The following is a 24,186-nucleotide window of genomic DNA, read 5'->3' as shown; positions in this document are numbered from 1 at the left end:
ATCGGCTCTCATCGTTTGAACAGGTTCTTGAGGGCGTCCTTGAGTTCCGGATTGACCTTGTCACCGAGCTTCTCATCCAGCTTTTCTTCGAGCTTCTCGCTGATCCGGTCGCCAGCGAGCTTCGCCGCGATCTGGCCGATGCCTTCCTTGTCCATACGGCACGCCTTGGCACCCAGTTCAAGCGGGCCTCGGCACTGGACTGGCCACTCGATGCCCACATAACGCGGGTTGACCTCGCAGGCCGGGTCCGGCATGTCGCTCTTGTCGCCTTCGATGATGATGCCCAGGCGATAGTTCATGCCCAGCACGCGCAGGTCGACATCGCCGTTACCGTTGACGGTCAGGCCCGGGATGCGAGCCTTGAGGTCAGGGTTGCTGGCCACGCCATTGCGGATGGTCAGGTTGCCGTTGAGCTGCTGGAAGGGCGTGTCCTTGCCGCGAGGCTCGCCACTGAGCGTCTTACGGTTGAGGGTCGAGATGCCCTGGCACAGTTGCTGTTCAAGGTTGGCGTTGACCAGCAGGCCATTGTTGAGCACAAAACTGGCCGTGCCGTTGAGGCTGTCGACGAGGGCTTTTTCGCTGTTGCCCTTGGCGGTCAGGTCGCTGTTGAGGTTCAGCAGGCCTTTGACCGGTGGTGTCTGCCCCTGGCTTTGCAGGAGACGCTCGACCGGAACCCGGTTGACCTTGGCCTGCACGCTGGCCAGAGGAATGTCCTGGCGGGCGTCGAGGTTGCCCTTGATGTCGAAGTTGCCGTTGTAGAGGTCGCCGCGCAGGCTTTCGACGCTGATGACGCCGTTCTGTGCCTGGGTGGTGAGCACGGCATTGTCGATGGGCAGTTTGTCGAGGGTCAGTTTGCCGAAGTTCAGGTCGGCCTGGACGTCGAGGGTGCGCAGCCGCTCGAGAGGCAGCAGCTTGGCTGTGCTCCAGGCCGCCTTGGTAGGCTGGTCCGGCAGCGGCGTGTTGCCCGCGAGTGCAGCGGCTTCACCGCTTTGTACTTCTGACTGACGCGCCGCCTTGGCGCCTTTGCTTTCTTCGCTCTCTGCTGGGAGATAGCGATCGGCATTGAAGGTGTCGGCCTTGAGTTGCAGACGCAGTGCCTGCTTGGCGAAGTCGTCAATGGCGACGCGGCCCGTGAAAGTGCTTTCATCAACCTTGAGGTTCAGTTCTTCGAGCGCCAGGCTGTTCGGCGTGCCGTTCAGGCGGGTGACCATTTCGACTTTGCTCAGCGCGCCGTCGGCCATGGCTGGCAGCGGGTGGCCGATATTGTCGAAGAAAGTGCGCACATCGAGCTGGGCGATGGAAAGGCCGCCGCTGATCTGCGGAGTCTTGTCCAGGTCGCGGGCACGCAGCTCGCCAAGGGCGCGCAACTGGTTGGCGGAAATCTTGAGGCTGTTCCATTCCGCGATGTTGGCGGCGAGGTCGACCAGCAACTGGCCCTGAGCGGCGAAGGTCACGGTCTTGCCCTGCAAGGGTTCGCCAGCCGCTTCGCCCGACAGGCGCATATCTTCAAATTGATAGCGTTTGAGGGCGCGATCCAGACGCACGTCGCCTACCAGTTCGGTCCTGATGCGCACAACCGGCTGGTTGGTGCTGAGGAACGCAGTAAGTTTGACCGGGATGTCCGAGGCTTCCCGGATGGCGCCGGTGCTCAATTGAATGCTTTCGGCAGTGAGGGTCCGGCCTTTGCGGGCATCGCTGTATTCGACCCGGGCGTTATTGACCGTCAGGCTGTCGATATCCAGCTTGACGGGGCGCGAGGGTTTGTCCGCAGGCGGTACAGGCGTTGTGCCCGAAGGCTGCTCGGGTGTCGGCGCGGCAGCGGTGGCGGGCTTGCCGATGTCTTCCCAGTTGCCATGGCCGTTTTCATCGCGGTTGAGGCGCAGGTTCAGGCCTTCTACCCGCACATCGCTCATCTGGACTTCACGACGCAACAGCGGCAGTACACGAACCGATAACCCGAGCATCTGCAGGTCGGCAAATGGCGCCGTGGGCGCGCTCAGGTTGGCGACGCTGGCGTCATGCAACTCAAGGCCCAGCCAGGGAAACAGGCTCCAGCCGATGTCGCCGTTGAGCGTAAGCTCGACGTTTGCCTTTTCGCGTGCCAGTTGGCGAATCTCGTCTTTGTAGTCGTTGGGATCAAACAGATGGGTCAAGGCGAAGCCGAGAGCCACGATGATCAGCAACAACCCGAGAATAAACAGTCCCAGGATTTTGCCGAACGCTTTCATGGGCGAGTCCTTGTTATCGATCGTTCAAAAAATAGCCCACGAGTATACCGCTCTAACGAGTGTCGGGGGCTTTGGATGCCTTGGGCTGCTGCGCGGGGTCAAATGCTTGCGATTTCCAGCGGCACGTCAAGCTTGGCCGCAAGGGCCAGGACTTCAGGAAGCTCGGCGGTTGTCTGCAAGCGTAGTTCGCAACCTGCATCGCGGGCCGATTTCTGTGCCTGGGTCACCAGCCGCTCGGCAACACCGCGCCGACGGGTGAGAGCGCGCACGCAAAGATGTGACAGCCGCCAGATATCACCGGTCTGCTCCAGGCGTGCAGCGCCCAGCAGCCGGTCATTGAAGCGTCCCGCCAGAAGTGTTCCGTCACTCAGGCTCATTTCAATCAATTGCGCCGCATCGCTGAAGGGGGCAAACAGCCATTGCGGTGCGTCGCGATATATCTTTTGCAGATCTTCCTGATCCTGATAAGTGGGGGAATTAATAATCCCAACTAAGACCGGCATTGTATTTCCTCTGTCTGCAATTGATTGTGTCTATTACTTCATAGATGGCGTGGATTGGGTAAGTAATTAATTGATGTAACAAGATACTTACGGCCCTTGGTAAGTGTTAGTCTCTCGCCATCGCTGGTAAGGTGCGGCCTTTTGCCACGCCTCTGGATACCGCCCGATAAAAAAACAGTCATGGCCGTCAGGCATGGAGACTGTGAGCGGACCAGCGCATTAATCCTGCGAGCATTACACATCTGGGGGTAATCACAATGAGCACAAGCACAGCTTTGGGCGGCGCCACCGCTCAACCTGCGTTCTTGTCCAAGGAACGCATCATCGCCAAGCCCGGTTTCAACCGTTGGCTGGTTCCGCCCGCTGCTTTGGCAATTCACCTTTGTATCGGTATGGCTTACGGCTTCTCGGTATTCTGGTTGCCGCTTTCCAAGGCTATCGGTATTTCGACACCTGTTGCCTGCACACCTGACATGGGCTTCATTGCACAGATCTTCTCGTCGACCTGTGACTGGCAGATCTCCATGTTGGGCTGGATCTACACACTGTTCTTCATCTTCCTGGGCTGCTCGGCTGCCATCTGGGGTGGCTGGCTCGAACACGCAGGCCCACGCAAGGCCGGTGTGGTTTCGGCTCTGTGCTGGTGTGGCGGTCTGCTGATTTCCGCACTCGGCATCTACACTCACCAGATCTGGCTGATGTGGCTCGGTTCCGGTGTGATCGGTGGTATCGGTCTGGGTCTGGGTTATATTTCCCCCGTTTCAACCCTGATCAAGTGGTTCCCGGACAAGCGCGGCATGGCGACCGGCATGGCGATCATGGGTTTCGGCGGCGGTGCGATGGTAGGTGCTCCTCTGGCCACTGCGCTGATGGGCTACTTCGCTTCTGCTGAAAGCGTTGGCGTATGGCAGAGCTTCGCGGTGATGGCGGTGATTTACTTCGTCTTCATGATCGGCGGTGCCCTGGGCTACCGCGTTCCACCGACCGGCTGGAAACCTGAAGGCTGGACTGCTCCTGCCAAGAAGGCCAGCAACGCGATGATCACCAGTCGTCACGTACACGTGAGCGTGGCCTGGAAAACGCCGCAATTCCGCCTGGTATGGCTGGTGCTGTGTCTGAACGTTTCGGCCGGTATCGGTATCCTGGGCATGGCCTCGCCACTGCTGCAGGAAGTGTTCGCCGGTAAACTGCTGGGCAATGACCTGACCTTCAGCCAGTTGAATGCCGATCAGTTGAAAGCCATCGCTGCCATCGCGGCAGGCTTCACCGGTCTGTTGAGCCTGTTCAACATCGGTGGTCGTTTCTTCTGGGCTTCGTGCTCCGACTACATCGGCCGCAAGGCAACCTACTTCGTGTTCTTTGCCCTGGGCTTCGTGCTGTATGCATCGGTTCCGACCCTGAGCCATCTGGGCAGCATCGCGCTGTTCGTGGGTGCCTTCTGTATCGTGCTGTCGATGTACGGCGGTGGTTTCGCGACCGTTCCTGCCTATCTTGCTGACCTGTTCGGTACGCAAATGGTCGGTGCAATCCACGGTCGTCTGCTGACCGCCTGGGCTGCTGCCGGTGTACTGGGTCCGGTTCTGGTCAACTACCTGCGTGAATATCAGCTCAGCCACGGCGTTGCTCGTGCTGCAGCCTACGACATCACGTTGTACATCCTGGCCGGCATGCTGGTACTGGGTTTCATCTGCAACCTGCTGATTCGTCCGGTTGCCGACAAGTACTTCATGACTGACGCCGAACTGGCTGCTGAACAAGCCATCGGCCTCGACAAGAACGCTGTTGCCACCACTTCTCTGGAGTGGAAAGCGTCTGAAGGCAGCAAGCCGCTGGTTGTTCTGGCCTGGCTGGCTGTTGGTGTTCCTCTGGCGTGGGGCGTGTGGGTCACCCTGCAAAAGACGGCCGTACTGTTCAACTAAAACAGTCGGGTAAAAAGAAAGCGCTTGCACAGGACGTGCAAGCGCTTTTTTTATGGCCCGTTGCCCCTGCGGCAGGAGCGAATTCATTCGCGAGGCGGCATTTCAAACGACTTATCTGTGTTGGATGTGCTGGCTTCTCGCGAATTAATTCGCTTCTACCTCATGTCATGGGGTGGTCGATTTATTCGTGAAGGCGACAGGTTTACTGCGGGTCTTGATGGCGTAGGCCGCGCCCAGTGCGATCAGCCAGATTGGCAGCATGTACACCGAGATACTGATACCCGGTGTGAACAGCATGATTGCCAGAATACCGAACAGGAAAGCCAGGCAGATGTAGTTGGTGGCCGGATAGCCCCAGCTCTTGAACAGCGTTGTTTCGTTGGCCTGGCGTTTGGCGTTGCGGAATTTCAGGTGGGTAATGGTAATGATGACCCAGTTGAGTACCAGAGCTGCCACCACCAGTGCCATCAGCAATTTGAAGGCCTGCTCCGGTATCAGGTAGTTGATCAGTACGCAGGTGCCTGTGGACAGCGCCGAAATCGCCAGGGCATTGACCGGTACGCCACGGGCGTTGATCTTGAGCATTGCCTTGGGTGCATTACCCTGTTTGGCCAGGCCGAACATCATCCGGCTGTTGCTGTAGACGCAACTGTTATAGACCGACAGCGCAGCTGTCAGGACCACGACGTTCAGCACGGTCGCGACCACATCGCTGTCCATCTCATGGAAGATCATCACGAAAGGACTGCCGCCGGTCACCACTTTCTGCCAGGGATACAGACACAGCAGAACCACCAGTGCGCCCACGTAGAACAGCAGGATGCGGTAGATCACCTGATTGGTCGCGCGCGGGATACTGCGCTGAGGGTCCTGTGCTTCGGCTGCGGTGATGCCGATCAGCTCCAGACCGCCGAACGAGAACATGATGAAGGCCATGGCCATTACCAGCCCGCTGACGCCGTTGGGGAAGAAGCCGCCGTATTGCCACAGGTTGGCTACGGCAGCGTCCGGGCCGCCATTGCCGCTGGCCAGCAGATAGGCGCCGAAAACAATCATGCCGACGATGGCCAGCACTTTGATGATGGAGAACCAGAACTCCATTTCACCGTAGAGCTTTACGCTGCTGAGGTTGATCAGGTTGATGATCACGAAGAACGCGGCTGCCGAAACCCAGGTAGGGACGTCCGGCCACCAGTATTGAACGTACAACCCGACCGCCGTGAGCTCGGCCATGCCTACCAGCACATACAGGACCCAGTAGTTCCAGCCGGACATGAAGCCTGCAAAGTTGCCCCAGTATTTATTGGCGAAGTGGCTGAAGGTTCCGGCCACCGGCTCCTCGACCACCATCTCGCCCAACTGGCGCATGATGAAAAACGCGATCAGGCCTGCAATCGCATAACCCAGAATCACCGAAGGGCCAGCCATGCTGACGGTGTGGGCAATTCCTAGAAACAACCCCGTACCGATGGCGCCACCCAGCGCGATCAGTTGGATATGCCGATTCTTCAAACCCCGATGCAGTTGATCGGGCGGCGTTGATTGGGTCATTGAAAATCCCTGCAAGTATTAATAACGGATCGGCTGGTATGGCCATCATTGGCTTTACTATTGGCCTCGATTGCAAGACAGGTGCCATCTCTCTTGTGGTCCGGTGATGCACTTCGGGCGGTCGCTGTTGATGCTTTGAAACTGATAGGCTTCCCGGCCTGAACTCTCTGGTACGAGCGATTGCCCTCAATGAAAATGAATGAAATCGACGACTTCGACTTGAAGATCCTGACCCTGCTTCAGGCCAATGGCCGCCTGACCAATCAGGAGCTGAGCGATCTGGTCGGGCTTTCGGCATCGCAATGCTCGCGTCGCAGAATCAGTCTGGAGCAGGACCATCTGATCCTGGGCTACCACGCCCGCATCGCTCCGCAAGCCCTGAGCCGCGAGGTTCTGGCAATGATCGAAGTCCGTCTGGTCAGTCACAACACGCAATATCGGGAGATATTCCAGGCACTGGTTGCCGACCTCAGTTCGATCATCGACGCTTACAAGACGACAGGGGACGCGGATTATACGCTCAAGGTTGCTGTTGCCGACCTCGATAGTCTCAACAAGTTGATGGAGTGTATTACTGCAAGCGACAGCGTTGCGCATATAAAGACGGCAGTTGTTCTGGAGCGCCTGAAGGAAAACAGTGTGGTGACAGTATAAAACGCTGCACTGTTATGGCACACAAGTGTTATTGGTGTGCGTAAATGATGCATGTATGTTGTTTTTATAGTCGTTAGTGTGCGCAAAGTTGTATTTGTTGGCTAACATCGGTCGTATTGTGTAGGATTTGTGCTCATATCGTGAGTTGCAATGGCGTTGCTGGGTCAAGAGCGCTGTCATTCACCTGCATCGATCCTGCCTGAGCGCCCTGATGACAACCCATACCGCCGTGCCCAACAGTCTTGATACCCGCCACTCGGCCCAGGAAGACGTATTTGCCCTGGTCATCGCCACTGTCCTGATTTCCTTCAGCGTGCTGATGCTGCGCCAGGCGGGCGTCATGACGGGCGGTACGGCGGGTATTGCCCTGTTTTTCCACTACACCTTTGCCGTGCCTTTCGGCGTTGCGTTCTTCACCCTCAACCTGCCGTTCTATTACCTGTCCTTTCGCCGGATGGGCTGGCTGTTCACGCTCAAGACCTTTTGTGCCGTGGGGCTGGTATCCTTCTTTTCCGATCAGCATGCCCTGTTCATCCATATCGATCAGTTGCAGCCCTTTTATGCCTCGGTGCTGGGTAACCTGATTCTGGGGGTGGGTTTTCTGATCCTGTTCAGGCACCGGGCCAGCCTGGGTGGCGTGAATATTCTTGCGCTGTATCTTCAGGATAAATATGGTTTCAAGGCAGGCTGGCTGCAGATGGGTGTGGATATTTGCGTGCTTGTCGCTTCCCTGACGTTCATCAGCCTGCCGACTCTGGTAGCTTCCATAGTCGGTGCCGTGCTGCTGAATTTCATCATTGCGCAAAACCACCGATCCGATCGCTATTCGGCCTGATTCACTAAACAAGAGGAGTTGTTGCGCATGCTAGCCCACGTAGAGTCCTACGCCGGAGATCCGATCCTGTCGCTGATGGAAACCTTCCAGAAGGACCCGCGTGCGGACAAGGTCAACCTCAGTATCGGTCTGTACTATGACGCCGAAGGGCGCATCCCGCCTCTGGCTGCGGCAGTCCGTGCTCTGCAGCAAGTGGCCGAAAGCGAGCAGCAGGCCGCTTCTCTCTACCTGCCGATGGAAGGCCTGGCTCCTTATCGCGAGGCTGTGCAGAATCTGCTGTTCGGTGCCGATCATCCTGCGTTGCTTGAAGGCCGTGTGGCGACCATCCAGACCGTCGGCGGCTCCGGGGCGTTGAAAGTCGGTGCGGACTTCCTGAAATATGCGTTCCCCGAGTCTCAGGTCTGGGTCAGCGACCCGACGTGGGAAAACCACCACGCGCTGTTCGGCGGTGCGGGTTTCAAGGTCCACACGTACCCGTACTTCGATTCGAGCACCGGTGGCGTTGATTTTGAAGCCATGCTGGACAAGCTGCAGACCTTGCCGGCGCGCAGCATCGTGTTGCTGCACCCTTGCTGCCATAACCCCACAGGCGCCGATCTGTCGGTGGAGCAGTGGGACCGTCTGATCGAGCTTATCAAGAGCTGTCAGCTCATTCCGTTCCTCGATACCGCCTATCAGGGTTTCGGCAAGGGCATGAATGAAGATGCCTATGCGATCAGGGCGATGGCCAGCGCTGGCATCACCACAGTAATCAGCAACTCGTTCTCGAAAATCTTCTCGCTGTATGGCGAGCGGGTCGGCGGCCTGTCCATCGTCTGCGATGACGTGGCTTCAGCCACCAACGTGCTGGGGCAACTCAAGGCTACTGTGCGTCGCAACTACTCCAGCCCGCCTGCCCATGGCGCGCAGGTGGTTGCTCGTGTGCTCAACACCCCGCAACTGCGCGACGAGTGGCTGAGTGAAGTCGAAGACATGCGCCTGCGCATCATCGACATGCGTCAGAAGCTGGTGACCGCACTGGAGCAGAAAGTCCCGAGTCGTGATTTCAGCTTCATCCTTCGCCAGAGCGGCATGTTCAGTTACACCGGCCTGAGCCCTGAGCAGGTCGATGAGCTGCGTGAAAAATATGGTGTGTACCTGATTCGCAGTGGCCGGGTGTGCATGGCCGGGCTGAACGAGGCCAATATCGGCAAATTCTGCGATGCGCTGGGCAGCCTGTTTGCCGGAAAACCTGCGTAAAACCTTCCGCAAGCGTGTGTCGGCAGGCTTGAGGGGCGTGAAATCGTCGATTTTGCCCCCTCAACTCCGACAAACCGCCATCATCTTGCCTTCCCCTCGTCTGTTTACTTCATGCCGACCGCATCTGGGCCTATAATGATCATCTTTTTCGCCCAATGATTTTGCGGAGCTGGTGATGGCCGAACGTAAGGCATCCGTCGAGCGCAATACCCTGGAAACCCAGATCAAAGCCTCGATCAACCTGGATGGCACCGGAAAGGCCCGATTCGATATCGGAGTCCCTTTCCTTGAGCACATGCTCGACCAGATCGCCCGGCACGGGTTGATCGACCTTGATATCGAGTGCAAAGGCGACCTGGAAATCGACGACCACCATACCGTGGAAGACGTCGGTATCACCCTGGGCCAGGCATTCAGCCAGGCTATCGGGGATAAAAAAGGTATCCGTCGTTATGGCCATTCCTATGTGCCGCTCGATGAAGCCTTGTCCCGCGTGGTCATCGACTTTTCCGGTCGTCCGGGCCTGCAGATGCATGTGCCTTATACCCGTGCCGTGGTCGGTGGCTTCGACGTTGACCTGTTCCAGGAATTCTTCCAGGGCTTCGTCAACCACGCCAACGTGACCCTGCACATCGACAACCTGCGCGGCACCAACACTCACCACCAGATCGAAACCGTCTTCAAGGCATTCGGTCGCGCCCTGCGCATGGCGGTCGAGCTGGATGAGCGCATGGCCGGGCAAATGCCTTCGACCAAGGGTGTGCTCTGATGCAGACGGTTGCTGTCATCGATTACGGCATGGGCAACCTGCACTCGGTCGCCAAGGCGCTCGAGCATGTGGGCGCCGGCCGTGTGCTGATCACCAGCGATGCCAAAGTGATTCGCGAAGCCGACCGCATCGTGTTTCCGGGTGTGGGCGCGATTCGCGACTGCATGGCTGAAATTCGCCGCCTGGAGTTCGATGCACTGGTTCGTGAAGTGAGCAAGGATCGTCCTTTCCTGGGGATCTGCGTCGGCATGCAGGCTTTGCTCGATCGCAGCGAAGAAAACGGCGGCGTGGACTGCATCGGCCTGTTTCCGGGCCAGGTGAAGTTCTTCGGCAAGGACTTGCAAGAGCAGGGCGAGCACTTGAAAGTGCCGCACATGGGCTGGAACGAAGTGACACAGTCGGTGGATCACCCGCTGTGGCACGACATTCCGGACCGGGCGCGCTTCTACTTTGTCCACAGCTTCTATATCCAGGCGGCCAACCAGCGTCAGGTGGTGGGCAGCGGGCATTACGGCGTTGATTTCGCCGCTGCCCTGGCTGACGGCTCGCGCTTTGCCGTGCAGTTCCACCCCGAGAAGAGCCATACCCATGGCCTGCAATTGCTGCAGAACTTCGTGGCCTGGGACGGTCGCTGGTAATCGCCATGAGTAAAGCCAGAACCAAGGCCCCGATTCTCACCCTCACTCCTGAACAGGAGCAGCAAGCCATCGACAAGCTCAAGCGGTTGTTCGCGCAGCGCTTTGAAATGGACCTGGGGTCGTTTGAAGTGGCCGAGGTGCTTGAGTTCTTTACCAGCGAGATTGCCCCGCACTATTACAACCGAGCGGTTTTCGATGCTCAGCAGCTCCTCAAGGAGCGCTTCGAGAGCATCGAAAGCGATCTGTGGTCGCTCGAAAAGAGCAGCTGAAAGCTTCAGGCTTCAAGCTGCAAGAACTGAATTTGATAGACACGCACGCTTGAAGCTTGCCGCTCTTTTGACGAAGGAAAAAGTATGCTGATTATTCCCGCGATCGACCTTAAAGACGGTGCCTGTGTACGTCTGCGCCAGGGCCGTATGGAAGATTCCACGGTGTTTTCCGATGATCCGGTGAGCATGGCTGCCAAGTGGGTCGATGGTGGCTGCCGTCGTCTGCATCTGGTCGACCTGAACGGTGCGTTTGAAGGCCAGCCGGTCAATGGCGACGTCGTCACGGCCATTGCCAAGCGTTATCCACAACTGCCCATCCAGATCGGCGGCGGCATTCGCTCGCTGGAAACCATCGAGCACTACGTCAAGGCGGGCGTGAGCTACGTCATCATCGGCACCAAGGCCGTCAAGGAGCCAGAGTTCGTGGCTGAAGCCTGCCGCGCATTCCCTGGCAAAGTGATTGTCGGCCTGGACGCCAAGGATGGTTTCGTCGCCACCGACGGCTGGGCTGAAGTCAGCACCGTGCAGGTCATCGACCTGGCCAAGCGTTTTGAAGCTGATGGCGTGTCTGCAATCGTTTATACCGACATCGCCAAAGACGGCATGATGCAGGGCTGCAACATCCCGTTCACCGCCGCGCTGGCTGCTGCGACCCGTATTCCGGTCATCGCTTCCGGTGGCATCCATAACCTGGGTGACATCAAGGCCCTGCTGGACGCCAAGGCACCGGGCATCATCGGCGCAATCACCGGTCGTGCAATCTACGAAGGGACGCTGGACGTGGCTGAGGCGCAGGCGCTCTGTGATCTGGAGAGCCTCAAGCCATAAGCTGCAAGCCGCAAGCTGAAGCAGATCTGCTTTGTCTTGCGGCTTGAAACTTGCCGCTTGCAACTGCTGTTATCGGAGATAACCCCATGGCCCTGGCCAAACGCATCATCCCTTGCCTGGACGTCGACAACGGTCGAGTGGTCAAGGGCGTCAAGTTCGAGAACATCCGCGATGCGGGCGATCCGGTGGAAATTGCTCGTCGCTACAACGAGCAGGGCGCGGACGAAATCACCTTTCTGGACATCACCGCCAGCGTTGATGGCCGTGATACCACGCTCCATACCGTCGAGCGTATGGCCAGTCAGGTGTTCATTCCGCTGACCGTCGGTGGCGGTGTGCGTACCGTCCAGGACATCCGCAACCTGTTGAACGCCGGTGCCGACAAGGTATCGATCAACACGGCGGCGGTGTTCAACCCTGAATTCGTTGGCGAAGCGGCCTCCCGTTTCGGCTCGCAGTGCATCGTGGTCGCTATCGATGCCAAGAAGGTTTCCCTGCCAGGCGAAACCCCGCGCTGGGAAATCTTCACCCACGGCGGTCGCAAGCCGACCGGTCTGGACGCCGTGCAGTGGGCGAAAAAGATGGAAGACCTGGGTGCCGGTGAAATCCTCCTGACCAGCATGGATCAGGACGGCATGAAAAACGGTTTCGACCTGGGCGTTACTCGGGCCATCAGCGATGCGCTGGGGATTCCGGTGATTGCCTCCGGTGGCGTCGGCAACCTGGAGCATCTGGCAGCGGGTGTCATTGAGGGGCATGCGAGCGCTGTTCTGGCGGCAAGCATCTTCCACTTTGGCGAATACACCGTGCCCGAAGCCAAGGCCTACATGGCTCAGCGCGGTATCGTCGTTCGTTGATTGGCAGGCGGGCAGCCCTTGCTCGCCCTGTCATGAGTTTTCTGGTTGCAGCGACACTGCTAGACACTGTCATGGTATAGCGGCACTCTGCACGGGGTTGTCATGCTCGAGTGCCGAAATATGTTCAAACGTCTTTTTCTTGCACTACTGGGCGCCAGCGCTCTTCTCAGTTTCAGCGCTCGGGGCAGTGATGCGTCGACGCCTTCGATCGTGTTGCTGACCGAAAACTATCCGCCTTACAACATGGCGGTGGACGGCAAGAACTTCGCTCAGGAAAACAACCTTGATGGCATCGCTGTCGAGATCGTGCGCGAGATGTTCAAGCGGGCCGGTATCAGCTACAACCTGACCTTGCGTTTTCCCTGGGAGCGCATCTACAAACTGGCGCTGGAAAAACGCGGCTATGGTGTGTTCTCCACCGTGCGTACGCCCGAGCGGGAAAAACTCTTCAAATGGGTCGGCCCCATCGGCCCGGTTGACTGGGTCATGCTGGCCCGTGAGGACAGCACCATCACCCTGACTGACCTGGAGCAAGCCAAGGCTTATCAAGTCGGCGCCTATAAAGGTGATGCGGTTGCCCAGAGCCTGATTCTCAAGAGCTTCAACCCGGTGTTGATGTTGCGGGATCAGGACAACGCCAGAAAACTCGCCACTGGCCAGATCGACCTGTGGGCCACTGCCGATCCTGTTGGCCGTTATCTGGCCAAGCAGGAAGGCATCACGGGTTTTAAAACAGTCTTGCGCTTCCATACGGCCGAGCTGTTCCTGGCGCTGAACAAGGAAACACCCGACGACGTTGTCGCCCGCCTGCAAAAGCAGCTGGATGACATGCGCGCCGAAGGCTGGGTGGACAAGGTTCAGGCGCGTTATCAATAACGCCTCACTCGCTCACGGACACAATGTCCTCGCGCACACTGGAGCGCTGGCCGTTGGCATCGTGGGCGCAGGTGCAGATTTTCATGGGCAGTGATTTCTTGCGCAGCACCAGATTGCTGCCCAGTCGCCTTCTGAAGCCTTGCGGGTCTGTGCAGTCCGTTGTCGCCGCCGGGCCGATCTTCGCGGTGTAGTAATCAATCCGTCCGGGGTCACTTAACCAGTTGACCTCATAAGAGCCGAAGCGATTTTTTTTGATATGCACTTGCGGGTCGCTTGTGGGGCCTGCTGCAAGCAACTCCACAGCCAGTGTCAGGGCGTTGCGCATCATCCCGTGGCTGGGCCGCTCATCGGCTGACGAGACGCCGATGATGCATAGCCAGTTGATGCCGAGCCGTGCGTCTATCGGGTCATCGATACGGGCATCCCGGGACGTTATTGTGGCGCTGTAACCCACTGGATTCTCACATTCCAGGGGCGAGCCGACCTTCTTGTAGCGATAGAAAGGTTTATCCACCCTGAACTGCAGATCCCACGAGGGATAAACCTCATTGCCCAGAGCATCCAGCCTGACCTTGGCAAATTGTCTGGGTGGTTTCTCAAACAGGATCGAATGCACAGGAAAGAGCCTGCACTGCTGGGGATCGGTAGTGAGCACGCCATCAATGAAGCATTCGTTCAGGCTGGTGACCGGGCTGCCAAAGTTGCTGTTGGCAGCCTGGGGCGGGAAACCGGGTGGTAACGTCACTTCACCCTTTACCGCAGAGCTTTCGGGTGATGGCTGGTTGGTGAGATTCAAGACTGCGAACACCTCACCGGTATCACGGGTCAGCAATGGGCTGCCGGATGAGCCCTTGGCGATGTCCTTGCACTGGTTGCTGACCGTGTGACGCCAGACCCAGGGTTGCTGCAGGATTTCTCCTGAAGACTGATGAACGCAGGCCGCCATGCGCAGATGACCTGTGCCGATATAAAGCGGGGCACCAATGGACAGGATATCGCGGCCGTTTTCCGGCATCTGGTTGGTGAGTCGCAGTGGCTGGATGCCGTCAGCGATCAGCGATGCCAGCGTCGGTTGCAACTCGACAATCGCCAGGTCCACGCCTTGCATGCTGCTCCAGTTAACGCGTTTCAATGGATAGCTGTAGGCGAGGCTGTCAGTGAAAAAGTTGAACTGGACGGTCCCCTCGATTTCACTGTCGGTGATGATCAGCCCGTTGCGTCGAGAGATGCAGTGGCCGTTGGTAAGCAGGTAGGCAGGCGCGTCGTCCGGGCTGCCGGGGCTGCGTGTATCGATCAGGGTGGCGGTGCAATGCGAGCCTTTTGTGCTCTTTATGCGGCCGATTCCGTTCCAGTGAGTGCTCTGGCCATCTGCTTCGAGCAGCACTTTTGACGGGGCAAGAGAAATCAGGCCTTCGCCCAGATCCTGGGCCATGGCGGTGGGCAATTGCATAAGGCTGGCGATGCAGCAGGCGCCAGCAAAAACGCGAAGATTCATGATTCTTCCTTGATAACAGCTATGACGATCAGTCCCTTTAAGCGGGGGCTGATGCTGTTATCAAGGCAGCAATGGCAGGGGACATTTAAAGCAGGCGGAGCCTACAGCGCGTGTGGAAGATTCAAGCCGTTCAGGTCGGTAATCAGCGGTAGATCCCTTCCTTCCCATGCCCGGCCATGGCCTTGTTGCCTCTCTCGCTGATCATGTGGCGCAGCTCGATCCATTCAACGCCCTGTGCCTTGAGCTTGGGCAGCTCGCGTTCCAGCACATCGAGGGTCACGGGGTAAGGGTGACCGATGATGACCACCGATCCTTGTTTATGGGCGAGTTTGATCGCGATCTGCAATTGCCGGGTGATGGCCTCGGCGGTGCGCTCATCGTCCAGAAACACATCGCGAGACACGCTTGCCAGCCCGATACGCTGGGCTGCGGCGGCTGCCACGGTCTTGGCGCTGGTGCGGCTGTCGACGAAGAACATATGCCGGCGCTGCAATTCCTCCATGAGCCAGGCCATGGCCACTGGCTCGCTGGTCATGCGGCTGCCCATGTGATTATTGATGCCTGCGGCATAAGGCACCTTGAGCAGCGCGGCGTTCAGACGGCTTTCAAGCTCGGGCAAGGGCAGGCCGGGATGCCAGGCATACGGGCCGGTCGCCGGGTCCATCGGCATGTGCAGCATGACCGTCTTGCCGGCAGCGTGGGCTTGCCGGGCGAAATCGGTGGCATGAGGCGTGTCGGGCATGATCGCCAGCGTCACGGGGCCGGGAAGGGCGAGAGTGCGGCTGTCACGAGCGGGGTTCTGGCCCAGATCGTCGATGATCAGGCTCAGATAGATGGCGGGCGGCTTGTCAGCCTTCTCGCCGTCGGGTGCCGCATGGGCAGCACCGGTCAGCGAGAAGGCCAGCAGCAGGCATGAGAGAAAACGCATGCCTTAGTTGCCGCGGGTGATACTCAAGCCTTTGAGCAGGCTCAGCGCCTGATTGAGCTGGTAGTCTTCATCCTGCGGACGCGCCTTGGCCGCTGCGCCGCCCTTGACGGTCGGCTTGTCGGCACCGCCGTTACCATTGCCCAGGTGGCCGGAAAGGTCGGCTTCCTTGTAGTTCTCGCCGTCCGCTTCGTTGGTGACCTTGGCGCGTCGCACAACGATGTCCGGGTTGATGCCCTGAGCCTGAATGGAGCGACCGTTAGGCGTGTAGTACAGCGCCGTGGTGATCTTCAGGGCGCGGTCGTTGTTCAGCGGCAATACGGTTTGCACCGAGCCTTTGCCGAAACTGTCCGTGCCCATCAGGATGCCGCGCTTCTGGTCTTGCAGGGCACCGGCGACGATTTCCGAGGCGGAGGCGCTGCCGCCGTTGATCAGCACCACCAGAGGCGCGCCTTCGCTGGCATCTGCCGGGTCGGCGGAGAAGCGCAACTCGGAGTTGGCGATGCGGCCCTTGGTGTAGACGATCAGGCCCTTGGTCAGGAAGTGATCCGCCACGGCTACCGCCGACTGCAGTACGCCGCCCGGGTTGTTGCGCAGGTCCAGAATCAGACCGCTCATTTTCTTGCCGTTGTCCTTGCGCAGCTTGGCCAGTGCCTTGCCGACTTCGTCGCCCGTCTTGACCTGGAACTGGGTGATGCGGATATAGCCGTAGCCGTTCTCCAGCATCTGCGCCTTGACGCTCTTGACCTGAATGGTGGCGCGAGCCAGCGTCACGTCAAATGGCGTGCCGCCATCGCGAACCAGCGTGAGGGTGATCTTTTCACCGATCTTGCCCCGCATCTTGTCGACCGCTTCCTGCATGGTCTGACCTTGAGTCGGTGCGCCGTTGATCTTGACGATCAGGTCGCCAGCCTCGATGCCGGCCTTGGACGCCGGGGTGTCGTCGATCGGGGAAACCACCTTGACGAAACCGTCTTCGATGCCGACCTCGATGCCCAGGCCGCCAAACTCGCCGCTGGTGCTTTCCTGCAACTCCTGGAAGTCTTCCGGGCCCAGATAGGCCGAGTGCGGATCAAGGTTGCTGAGCATGCCCTTGATGGCGTTTTCCAGCAGGGTCTTGTCGTCCACCGGCTCGACATAAGCGGCCTTGACCCGATCCATGACTTCGGCAAAGGTGCGCAGCTCATCGAGCGGCAGCGGTGCCTTGGCGTTGGCGGGCGCGACAGCTGCTGGCGCTGGTGCTGGCGTGGCTTTTTCGGCAGCCAGTGCCAGAGGCGAGCCAATCACAATGGCAATAGCCAGGGTCAGCGAGGTGAGGCGGGACAAATGCAGCATGTCTAACGAACTCCTACAGATATTGGGGCCGACTTATCCTTGAGTGCGGCACCATTGGGCTGGATCGCTGGGGCGACCCTGCTGACGAATAGCAAAATACAACGCTGATGTGTCTTGACCGCCGCTATTGCCTACGGTGGATATTGCCTCACCGGCCTTCACGATGTCGCCTGCCGACTTGAGCAGGCTCTGGTTATGACCATACAGGCTCAGATATCCGTTGCCATGGTCGAGAATGACCAGAAGACCGGCGCCGCGCAACCAGTCAGCGAAAACCACACGCCCGCCATGCACGGCATGGACCTGGCTTCCGGCAGCAGCGCTGATCATCACACCATCCCACTTGGTCCGCTCGTCATCTCCACGGGCTTCACCAAAGCGGGCAAGCAATCGACCATCGACAGGCCAGGGAAGTTTACCCCTGGCTTCGGCAAAAGCGCCGCCATACGACGCGCCGGCACTGGAAACCATGGCGCCGGGGGCTTTGACTGGTCGCTTTGGCGCGGGTTCATCATTATTTCGGCTGCTGCTGGCGGCACGCTGGCGCTGCTCTTCGGCTTCGCGGGCGGCAACCAGTGCTTTCTGACGCGCTTCCTCGGCTTCGCGAGCCTGACGGGCGAGGGTTTCCTCGATGGTCTTCAGCACCTTGGCCAGATCGGCCTGATCCTGCTGGCGCGCCTGGAGCTTCTGGTCCCGGGCCTTGTAATCCTGATTGATCTTGGAGAGTGCCTGCTGGCGTTCCTGGCGGACTTTGGCCAGTTCTTCGCTCTGGCTGTCCAGGTTGCTTTTCTGGACCAGCAATTGCGCCTGCTGCAGATCGATGTCTTTCTCGACACTGGCCAGCTGGCGCAGGGTTTCATTGAAATTATTCAACTGGGTCAGCCGGGCCTGGCTGATGTAGTCGTAATAGGTGAGGGTACGGGCGAATTTTTCGGGGTTCTGCTGGTTGAGCAGCAGTTTCAGGTATTCCTGACGGCCACTCTGATAGGCGGCACGGGCCTGGATGGCAATCAGGCGTTGCTGCTCAGCGCGAGCGGTGTTGAGTTTTTTTTTCTCACTGTCGAGCCGCTGGAGCTCGGTTTCGGTCTTTTTTAGTTCCTTTTGCAGGACCTCGACCTGCTTTTCCAGCTTACCCATTTCGGTTTCAGTGGCGCGAAGGTCCTTCTGGACGCCCGCTTTCTCTTCCTGGAGTTTGTTCAGGACTTTCTGCAGCTCGGCAACATCCTGGCGCGCAGCGTCGATCTGTTTTTGGGTTTGCGCACGCTCGTCATCGGCGAACGCCGGATTGAGCAGGCAAAGCAGGACAAGGGCAATCAAGGCGCGGAGCATGAGGGTGGGCGATACCGAGGAATTGTGAGAAAAAATGACAGGCCTAGTATGCCCGCCATACGGCACAAAAAAAACGCCCCGCAGCCACTGCTTTGGGGCCTGATACACAAAAAACCGGCATTTCCTGATGTCGAAATGCCGGTTCAGAGCCGCTTACTCCGCAACCAGAATCGAATGGCCGGTCATCTCTTGCGGCTTTTCCAGATCCATCAGTTGCAGCAGGGTCGGCGCGACATCGGCCAGAACCCCGTCTTCGCGGACTTTCAACGGACGCTTGCCGAAATAGATGAAAGGCACCGGCTCCGAGGTGTGCGCGGTGTGCGCCTGGCCTGTGGAGTCATCGGTCATCTGTTCGACGTTGCCGTGGTCGGCGGTAATCAGCGCTTCGCCGCCTACCTTTTCCAGGGCCTCGGTGATGCGGCCGACGCACAGGTCCAGGCATTCCACGGCCTTGATCGCCGCTTCCATCACGCCGCTATGACCCACCATGTCGCCGTTGGCATAGTTGACGACGATCACGTCATAACGCTGGTTTTCAATGGCGTCGACAATCTTGTCGGTCACTTCCGGAGCGCTCATTTCCGGCTGCAGGTCGTAGGTGGCGACCTTTGGCGACGGGATCAGAATGCGCTCTTCGCCCGGGAACGGTTCTTCGCGGCCACCGGAGAAGAAGAACGTCACGTGGGCGTATTTTTCGGTCTCGGCGATGCGCAGCTGGGTCTTGCCGTTGTCGGCCAGATACTGGCCCAGCACGTTCTTCAGGCTACCGGCAGCAAATGCCGATGGTGCAGGGATGCTGGCAGCGTATTGGGTCAGCATCACGTAGTTGACCTTCGGCTGACGGGCGCGCTCGAAGTCCTTGAAATCGTCTTCGACGAAAACCCGGGTCAGCTCACGGGCACGGTCGGCGCGGAAGTTCATGAAGACCACGGCATCGCCGTCTTCGACCTTGACCGGCTCGCCGATGCGGGTGGCTTTGACGAATTCGTCGTTCTCGTCACGGGCGTAGGCCGCTTCCAGCCCGGCAACGCCGGTTTCAGCCTGGAATTCTGCCGTGCTGTCGACAATCAGGTTGTAGGCGGTGGATACGCGGTCCCAGCGATTGTCGCGGTCCATGGCGAAGTAACGACCAATGATGGTCGCCGTACGGCCCTTGCCCAGGCGTGCGAAGGCTTCGTCCATAAGCTCGAGGGAGCCTTTGGCGCTGCGCGGCGGCGTATCGCGGCCATCGAGGAAAGCATGCAGGTAGATCTTGTCGGCGCCACGTTTTACTGCCAGTTCGGCCATGGCGACCAGATGATCCTGGTGGCTGTGAACGCCGCCATCGGACAGCAGGCCCAGGATATGAACGGCCTTGCCGGCTTCAACGGCCTTGTCCACGGCCTTGCAGATGGTCGGGTTCTCGAAGAACTCGCCGTCGCGAATGGCCTTGGTCACCCGAGTGAAGTCCTGATAAACCACACGCCCGGCACCCAGGTTCATATGGCCGACTTCGGAGTTGCCCATCTGCCCGTCCGGCAGGCCCACATCCATGCCCGAACCTGAAATCAGGCCGTGGGGCATGGTTTTGTAGAGACGATCCATGACTGGCATCTTGGCGGCCAGAATGGCGTTGCCTTCAGGGTTTTCGCTGTGTCCGAAGCCATCCAGGATGATAAGGACCAGAGGTTTTGGGGTGGCAGTCATAGAACCCACTCGAGGCTGGTTAAAGAAAGTACAAAAAAGATCCGCATTTTAGGGGCAAGTTCAAACCACGTCACTGCCGCACGGACTTTGGCGCACCTTGGGTGCTGTGTATACTGGCCGACATTTTAACGCCCTGGAACCTACTGATGGTTGCTCATCTGCTTGAATTCGCCACTAACCACTACCTGATCACCGGTGCTTTCTTCATTCTGCTGGCCCTGCTGATTGCCTATGAATTGAGCAAGGGCGGTCGCAGCCTGAGCACACGCGAGCTGACAGCTCTGGTCAACAGCGACCAGGGCGTGGTTATCGACGTGCGCTCCACCAAGGATTTCGCGACTGGCCATATCGTCGGCTCCCTGAATTTTCCGCAGGACAAAGTGCTCACCCGCACGTCTGAACTGCAAAAACACAAGGACAAGACGTTGATCATAGTCGATGCATTCGGGCAGCATGCAGGCAGCACAGCCCGCGAGCTTCTGAAGTCGGGTTTCAAGGCAGCCAAATTGTCTGGCGGTATTTCCAGCTGGCGCGCCGATAACTTGCCTTTGGTGAAATGAAATGCCTGAAGTCATCGTCTACTCCAGCGACTATTGCCCCTATTGCACACGCGCCAAGCAGTTGCTGCAAAGCAAGCGAGTTGCCTTCAACGAGATAAGAGTCGATGGCAAACCGCAGGTTCGCGCCGAAATGGTTGCGAAGGCTGGTCGCACCTCTGTACCGCAGATCTGGATCGGTTCCAGGCATGTCGGCGGCTGCGACGACCTCTTTGCCCTTGAGCGCGCAGGTAAGCTCGATCAGTGGCTTGAAAACTGAGTTCAACTTCACACCCTATTTTTCATAAGGATTCGACATGACCGAGCAATCGACCAACGGCGTTACCAACGAAGAAAACTCCCCTCAGTTTTCCTTGCAGCGTATTTATGTTCGCGACCTGTCGTTCGAAGCACCGAAAAGCCCGGCAATCTTCCGTCAGGAGTGGACTCCAAGCGTCAGCCTGGACCTCAACACCCGTCAGAAGCCGCTGGAAGGCGACTTCTACGAAGTGGTGCTGACCCTGTCTGTGACGGTGAATAACGGTGATGAAGTTGCCTTCATCGTTGAAGTCCAGCAAGCCGGTATCTTCCTGATCAAGGGCCTGGACGACGCTTCCCTGAGCCACACCCTGGGCGCGTTCTGCCCGAACCTGCTGTTCCCTTACGCTCGTGAAGCGATCGACAACCTGGTTGTTCGTGGCTCGTTCCCTGCGCTGATGCTGTCCCCGGTCAACTTCGACGCGCTGTACGCTCAAGAGCTGCAACGCATGCAGGAAGCCGGCGAAACGCCAACCGTGCAGTAAATAAAAAAAGCGCCTTCCGAGGCGCTTTTTTGTATGTGGTCTTGTCGCGAGCAAGCTCAGCCTTTGCCTTTGGTCCGCGTCATATGTGGCCCGCTGTTCTTCTCCAGATACTCGATGATCATGCCGGCCACGTCCTTGCTGGTCGTCACTTCGATACCTTCCAGCCCCGGCGACGAGTTCACTTCCATGACCAGCGGACCATGGTTGGAGCGCAGGATATCCACGCCCGCGACACTCAGGCCCATGACCTTGGCGGCGCGAAGGGCGGTCATGCGTTCCTGCGGGGTGATCTTGATCAGGCTGGCGCTGCCGCCACGGTGCAGGTTGGAGCGGAACTCGCCCGGCTTGGCTTGACGCTTCATCGACGCTATGACCTTGTCGCCGACCACGAAGCAGCGGATATCCGCGCCGCCCGCTTCCTTTATGTACTCCTGAACCATGATGTCCTGCTTGAGGCCCATGAATGCCTCGATCACCGACTCGGCGGCGGTCGCTGTTTCACACAGCACGACGCCTATGCCTTGAGTGCCTTCGAGCACCTTGATGACCAGTGGTGCGCCGTTGACCATCTGGATCAGGTCGGGAATATCATCCGGTGAGTGGGCAAAACCGGTGACCGGCAGGCCGATGCCACGGCGCGACAGCAATTGCAGCGAGCGCAGCTTGTCCCGGGAACGGGCAATGGCCACCGACTCATTGAGCGGGAACACGCCCATCATTTCGAACTGGCGCAACACCGCACAGCCATAGAACGTTACCGAAGCGCCGATGCGCGGGATGACCGCATCGAAGCCTTCCAGCGGCTTGCCGCGATAGTGGATCTGCGGCTTGTGGCTGGCGATGTTCATATAGGCGCGCAGGGTGTCGATCACCACCATCTCGTGGCCACGCTCGATACCAGCTTCGACCAGACGACGGGTGGAATACAGACGCGGATTACGCGAAAGCACAGCGATCTTCATGCAGCACCTGAGGAAGTAGAGGCCGGGAACACCGGCTTTTCTTGAACGTAAGTAATGCCCGGATTGACCACCAGCTGGCCGTCGATCAAGGCGTTTGAACCCAATAGCAGCCGATAGCGCATCGACTTGCGGCAGGCCAGGGTGAATTCCACCGGCCAGACGCGATCACCCAGGGCCAGCGTGGTGCGGATCACATAGCGAACCTGCGCCTGGCCATTGGAGCTTTTGATCGTTTTCATGGCGACCAGTTGGGCCTCGCATCGGCGATGACGCAACTGCACCACGGTGCCCAGATGGGCATTGAAACGAACCCATTTCTGGCCGTCGCGTTCAAACGGTTCGATCTCGGTGGCGTGCAGGCTTGAAGTGCTTGCGCCGGTATCGATTTTTGCCCGCAGGCCCGCTACCCCCAGATCGGGTAGCGCCACCCACTCACGCAGGCCGACAACTGTCAGATGATCGAATGTCTTCAACGCGATTCCATATGATTCAAGACGTCTTCCAGACACCAGGATCAACCTGGGCCAGTGCTTTGAACGCAGGCCTGGCGAACCAGTAGCCTTGCATCAGGAAAATTCCGCAGTCAGCGAGAAAGTCCCGTTCTTCGGCGTGTTCGATGCCTTCGGCGATCACTGTAACGCCCAACTCCGCACACATTGTGACAACACCACGAACGATAGCCTGACGTGCCCGATCACGGTGGATGTTGCGAATCAAATCCATGTCGAGTTTTATCAGATCGGGCTGGAAGTTCGCCAGAAGCGTCAGCCCGGCATGGCCGGCGCCGAAATCGTCGATGGCGGTCATGAAACCGAATTCGCGATATTCGCGCAAAATATTACTCAAATGGCCATCGTTATTTACATGCTCGGTTTCCAGCGTTTCGAATATGAGGTTCTCAAGCGGGAAGTTGTGCTGGCGAGCGGCTTCCAGGGTGGTGCGGATGCACAGCTCGGGACGGTACACGGCATTGGGCAGGAAGTTGATCGATAAACGCTCGGTCATTCCCAGTTGTGCCGCGCCTGCGATGGCCTTGGTGCGACAGCCCTGGTCGAAGCGGTAGCGGTTGGTGTCCGTGACCTTGTCGAGAACCGAATAGGCACCCTCGCCATTGGGGCCTCTGACCAGTGCTTCATGCGCAAATATCGACTGGTCGCGCAGGTCCACGATCGGCTGGTAGGCAAACTCGAACGAGAAGTCCAGTTCCGGGCTGCCGGTGCAGCCTTCACAGCCCTTTCTGGGGGCGGTCAATGAGGTCGGGAACTCTGTCATGTCGCTCTTCCATGCTGAGGTTGGGAACAAATTCGCACTGACCGGCTTTGACACGCAAGGATTGATTGCTTCATGTTCGACAGGGCGCAGGGAGTGTACGTAGACCGGCGACTGCATGCAGTCACTTTCTATAATGAATCCGATAGTTCTGACTGTTTCACGAGTGAGGAATTCACATGGCGAAAAAGACTGAAGAAGACGATGACAAGGTTCGTCTGGACAAATGGCTATGGGCGGCGCGTTTCTTCAAGACCCGTGCATTGGCCAAGGCGGCTATAGAAAGCGGCAAGGTGCATTGTCGTGGCGAGCGTTGCAAGCCAGGCAAGGAGCCTCATATCGGTGACGAGATTCTGGTGCGCACCGGTTTCGATGAGCGCACGGTCGTGGTTGAAGCGTTGTCCATCGTGCGACGTGGCGCGCCCGAGGCACAAACCCTGTATCGCGAAACACCCGACAGCATCGCAAAACGTGAACACGCAGCCGCACAACGCAAGGCGGGCAACCTGAGCGTGACCACCGACGGGCGACCGACCAAGAAGCAGCGTCGCCAGCTTTTCGAGTTTCACGGCAGCAATCACGGCGACTGAAACTGTGCGCCAGTAATCAGCACGAATCGCCATCCGGCTTGGAAGAGCGCTCCGTAGCCCATAAAATGTCCTGCAACGGTATGGCAGAGT

At 58.4% G+C, this 24,186-nt stretch carries 25 protein-coding genes; 14 read left to right on the top strand and 11 right to left on the bottom strand.

The annotated features are described in order from the left end of the window. Positions 1-8: 8 nt before the first annotated feature. Complete coding sequence (locus KGD89_RS24915; RefSeq protein WP_025262449.1) at positions 9-2,228, bottom strand: AsmA family protein; 2,220 nt, start codon at positions 2,226-2,228, stop codon at positions 9-11. Between the two features lie 98 nt (positions 2,229-2,326). After that, positions 2,327-2,731 carry an acetyl-CoA sensor PanZ family protein gene (locus KGD89_RS24910; protein ID WP_025262448.1) on the bottom strand — a complete coding sequence of 135 codons (405 nt, stop codon included), beginning with the start codon at positions 2,729-2,731 and terminating at the stop codon, positions 2,327-2,329. A gap of 257 nt (positions 2,732-2,988) precedes the next feature. Here KGD89_RS24910 and KGD89_RS24905 point away from each other — a divergent pair, with 257 nt between their 5' ends. Next, positions 2,989-4,650, top strand: coding sequence for an OFA family MFS transporter (locus KGD89_RS24905; RefSeq protein WP_025262447.1), 1,662 nt, complete (start codon positions 2,989-2,991; stop codon positions 4,648-4,650). A gap of 165 nt (positions 4,651-4,815) precedes the next feature. Here KGD89_RS24905 and KGD89_RS24900 read toward each other — a convergent pair whose 3' ends face one another. Further along, on the bottom strand, positions 4,816-6,201 hold the full coding sequence (locus tag KGD89_RS24900) for an amino acid permease (RefSeq protein WP_025262446.1): 1,386 nt from the start codon (positions 6,199-6,201) through the stop codon (positions 4,816-4,818). Between the two features lie 189 nt (positions 6,202-6,390). Between KGD89_RS24900 and KGD89_RS24895 the strand changes: the two genes are divergently transcribed. The 9 genes from KGD89_RS24895 (at position 6,391) to KGD89_RS24855 (ending at position 13,166) form a co-directional block, all read left to right on the top strand. Continuing rightward, the gene (locus KGD89_RS24895; RefSeq protein ID WP_232924609.1) at positions 6,391-6,855 is read left to right on the top strand and encodes an Lrp/AsnC family transcriptional regulator; all 465 of its coding nucleotides are present in this window, start codon (positions 6,391-6,393) and stop codon (positions 6,853-6,855) included. A gap of 211 nt (positions 6,856-7,066) precedes the next feature. After that, positions 7,067-7,690, top strand: coding sequence for a YitT family protein (locus KGD89_RS24890; RefSeq protein WP_051427756.1), 624 nt, complete (start codon positions 7,067-7,069; stop codon positions 7,688-7,690). A 27-nt stretch (positions 7,691-7,717) separates the two neighbouring features. Further along, a complete protein-coding gene (locus KGD89_RS24885) occupies positions 7,718-8,929 on the top strand; it encodes an amino acid aminotransferase (protein WP_025262443.1) in 1,212 nt (403 codons plus the stop codon). A gap of 175 nt (positions 8,930-9,104) precedes the next feature. Then, positions 9,105-9,698 (top strand): imidazoleglycerol-phosphate dehydratase HisB, encoded by a 594-nt coding sequence (gene hisB, locus KGD89_RS24880; RefSeq protein WP_025262442.1) that lies wholly within the window; start codon positions 9,105-9,107, stop codon positions 9,696-9,698. Continuing rightward, on the top strand, positions 9,698-10,336 hold the full coding sequence (hisH, locus tag KGD89_RS24875; protein ID WP_025262441.1) for an imidazole glycerol phosphate synthase subunit HisH: 639 nt from the start codon (positions 9,698-9,700) through the stop codon (positions 10,334-10,336). Before hisB ends, hisH begins: the two co-directional genes overlap by 1 nt. Before the next feature lie 5 nt (positions 10,337-10,341). Beyond that, entirely contained in the window at positions 10,342-10,605 is a 264-nt protein-coding gene (locus tag KGD89_RS24870) for a DUF2164 domain-containing protein (protein WP_025262440.1), read from the top strand. Positions 10,606-10,689: 84 nt separating this feature from the next. After that, entirely contained in the window at positions 10,690-11,433 is a 744-nt protein-coding gene (gene hisA / locus KGD89_RS24865) for a 1-(5-phosphoribosyl)-5-[(5-phosphoribosylamino)methylideneamino]imidazole-4-carboxamide isomerase (RefSeq protein ID WP_025262439.1), read from the top strand. Between the two features lie 86 nt (positions 11,434-11,519). Next, positions 11,520-12,290 carry an imidazole glycerol phosphate synthase subunit HisF gene (gene hisF / locus KGD89_RS24860; RefSeq protein ID WP_025262438.1) on the top strand — a complete coding sequence of 257 codons (771 nt, stop codon included), beginning with the start codon at positions 11,520-11,522 and terminating at the stop codon, positions 12,288-12,290. 120 nt (positions 12,291-12,410) lie between these two features. Further along, the gene (locus KGD89_RS24855; RefSeq protein ID WP_025262437.1) at positions 12,411-13,166 is read left to right on the top strand and encodes a substrate-binding periplasmic protein; all 756 of its coding nucleotides are present in this window, start codon (positions 12,411-12,413) and stop codon (positions 13,164-13,166) included. Positions 13,167-13,170: 4 nt separating this feature from the next. Here KGD89_RS24855 and KGD89_RS24850 read toward each other — a convergent pair whose 3' ends face one another. From KGD89_RS24850 to gpmI, 5 genes are all read right to left on the bottom strand, one after another. After that, a complete protein-coding gene (locus KGD89_RS24850; protein WP_025262436.1) occupies positions 13,171-14,661 on the bottom strand; it encodes a trypsin-like serine peptidase in 1,491 nt (496 codons plus the stop codon). A 142-nt stretch (positions 14,662-14,803) separates the two neighbouring features. Further along, a complete protein-coding gene (locus KGD89_RS24845) occupies positions 14,804-15,589 on the bottom strand; it encodes a divergent polysaccharide deacetylase family protein (RefSeq protein ID WP_025262435.1) in 786 nt (261 codons plus the stop codon). A gap of 3 nt (positions 15,590-15,592) precedes the next feature. Next, positions 15,593-16,921, bottom strand: coding sequence for a S41 family peptidase (locus tag KGD89_RS24840; protein ID WP_025262434.1), 1,329 nt, complete (start codon positions 16,919-16,921; stop codon positions 15,593-15,595). Between the two features lie 33 nt (positions 16,922-16,954). Beyond that, a complete protein-coding gene (locus tag KGD89_RS24835) occupies positions 16,955-18,250 on the bottom strand; it encodes a murein hydrolase activator EnvC family protein (RefSeq protein WP_025262433.1) in 1,296 nt (431 codons plus the stop codon). A gap of 153 nt (positions 18,251-18,403) precedes the next feature. Next, a complete protein-coding gene (gene gpmI, locus KGD89_RS24830) occupies positions 18,404-19,936 on the bottom strand; it encodes a 2,3-bisphosphoglycerate-independent phosphoglycerate mutase (protein WP_025262432.1) in 1,533 nt (510 codons plus the stop codon). 146 nt (positions 19,937-20,082) lie between these two features. On the opposite strand from gpmI, the gene KGD89_RS24825 reads away from it, so the two are divergent. From KGD89_RS24825 to secB, 3 genes are read left to right on the top strand one after another with little or no spacing between them, the layout of a single operon-like run. After that, positions 20,083-20,496 carry a rhodanese-like domain-containing protein gene (locus tag KGD89_RS24825; protein WP_025262431.1) on the top strand — a complete coding sequence of 138 codons (414 nt, stop codon included), beginning with the start codon at positions 20,083-20,085 and terminating at the stop codon, positions 20,494-20,496. A 1-nt stretch (position 20,497) separates the two neighbouring features. Beyond that, entirely contained in the window at positions 20,498-20,752 is a 255-nt protein-coding gene (gene grxC, locus KGD89_RS24820; protein ID WP_025262430.1) for a glutaredoxin 3, read from the top strand. A 37-nt stretch (positions 20,753-20,789) separates the two neighbouring features. Continuing rightward, on the top strand, positions 20,790-21,275 hold the full coding sequence (secB, locus tag KGD89_RS24815; RefSeq protein ID WP_025262429.1) for a protein-export chaperone SecB: 486 nt from the start codon (positions 20,790-20,792) through the stop codon (positions 21,273-21,275). 56 nt (positions 21,276-21,331) lie between these two features. On the opposite strand, the gene rimK is transcribed toward secB, so the two are convergent. From rimK to rimA, 3 genes are read right to left on the bottom strand one after another with little or no spacing between them, the layout of a single operon-like run. Further along, entirely contained in the window at positions 21,332-22,237 is a 906-nt protein-coding gene (gene rimK, locus KGD89_RS24810) for a 30S ribosomal protein S6--L-glutamate ligase (protein WP_025262428.1), read from the bottom strand. Beyond that, a complete protein-coding gene (rimB, locus tag KGD89_RS24805) occupies positions 22,234-22,710 on the bottom strand; it encodes a retropepsin-like aspartic endopeptidase RimB (protein WP_025262427.1) in 477 nt (158 codons plus the stop codon). The genes rimK and rimB overlap by 4 nt, the downstream gene beginning before the upstream one ends. Positions 22,711-22,726: 16 nt before the next feature. Then, entirely contained in the window at positions 22,727-23,509 is a 783-nt protein-coding gene (gene rimA / locus KGD89_RS24800; RefSeq protein WP_025262426.1) for a S6 modification regulatory phosphodiesterase RimA, read from the bottom strand. 176 nt (positions 23,510-23,685) lie between these two features. Between rimA and KGD89_RS24795 the strand changes: the two genes are divergently transcribed. Further along, positions 23,686-24,096, top strand: coding sequence for an RNA-binding S4 domain-containing protein (locus KGD89_RS24795; RefSeq protein ID WP_025262425.1), 411 nt, complete (start codon positions 23,686-23,688; stop codon positions 24,094-24,096). Positions 24,097-24,186 lie beyond the last annotated feature (90 nt).

Origin of the sequence: Pseudomonas cichorii (genome assembly GCF_018343775.1) — a bacterium.
Lineage (GTDB): Bacteria > Pseudomonadota > Gammaproteobacteria > Pseudomonadales > Pseudomonadaceae > Aquipseudomonas > Aquipseudomonas cichorii.
The sequence above is the reverse complement of the archived record's forward strand: the minus strand, read 5'-3'. Positions and strand labels throughout refer to the sequence as shown.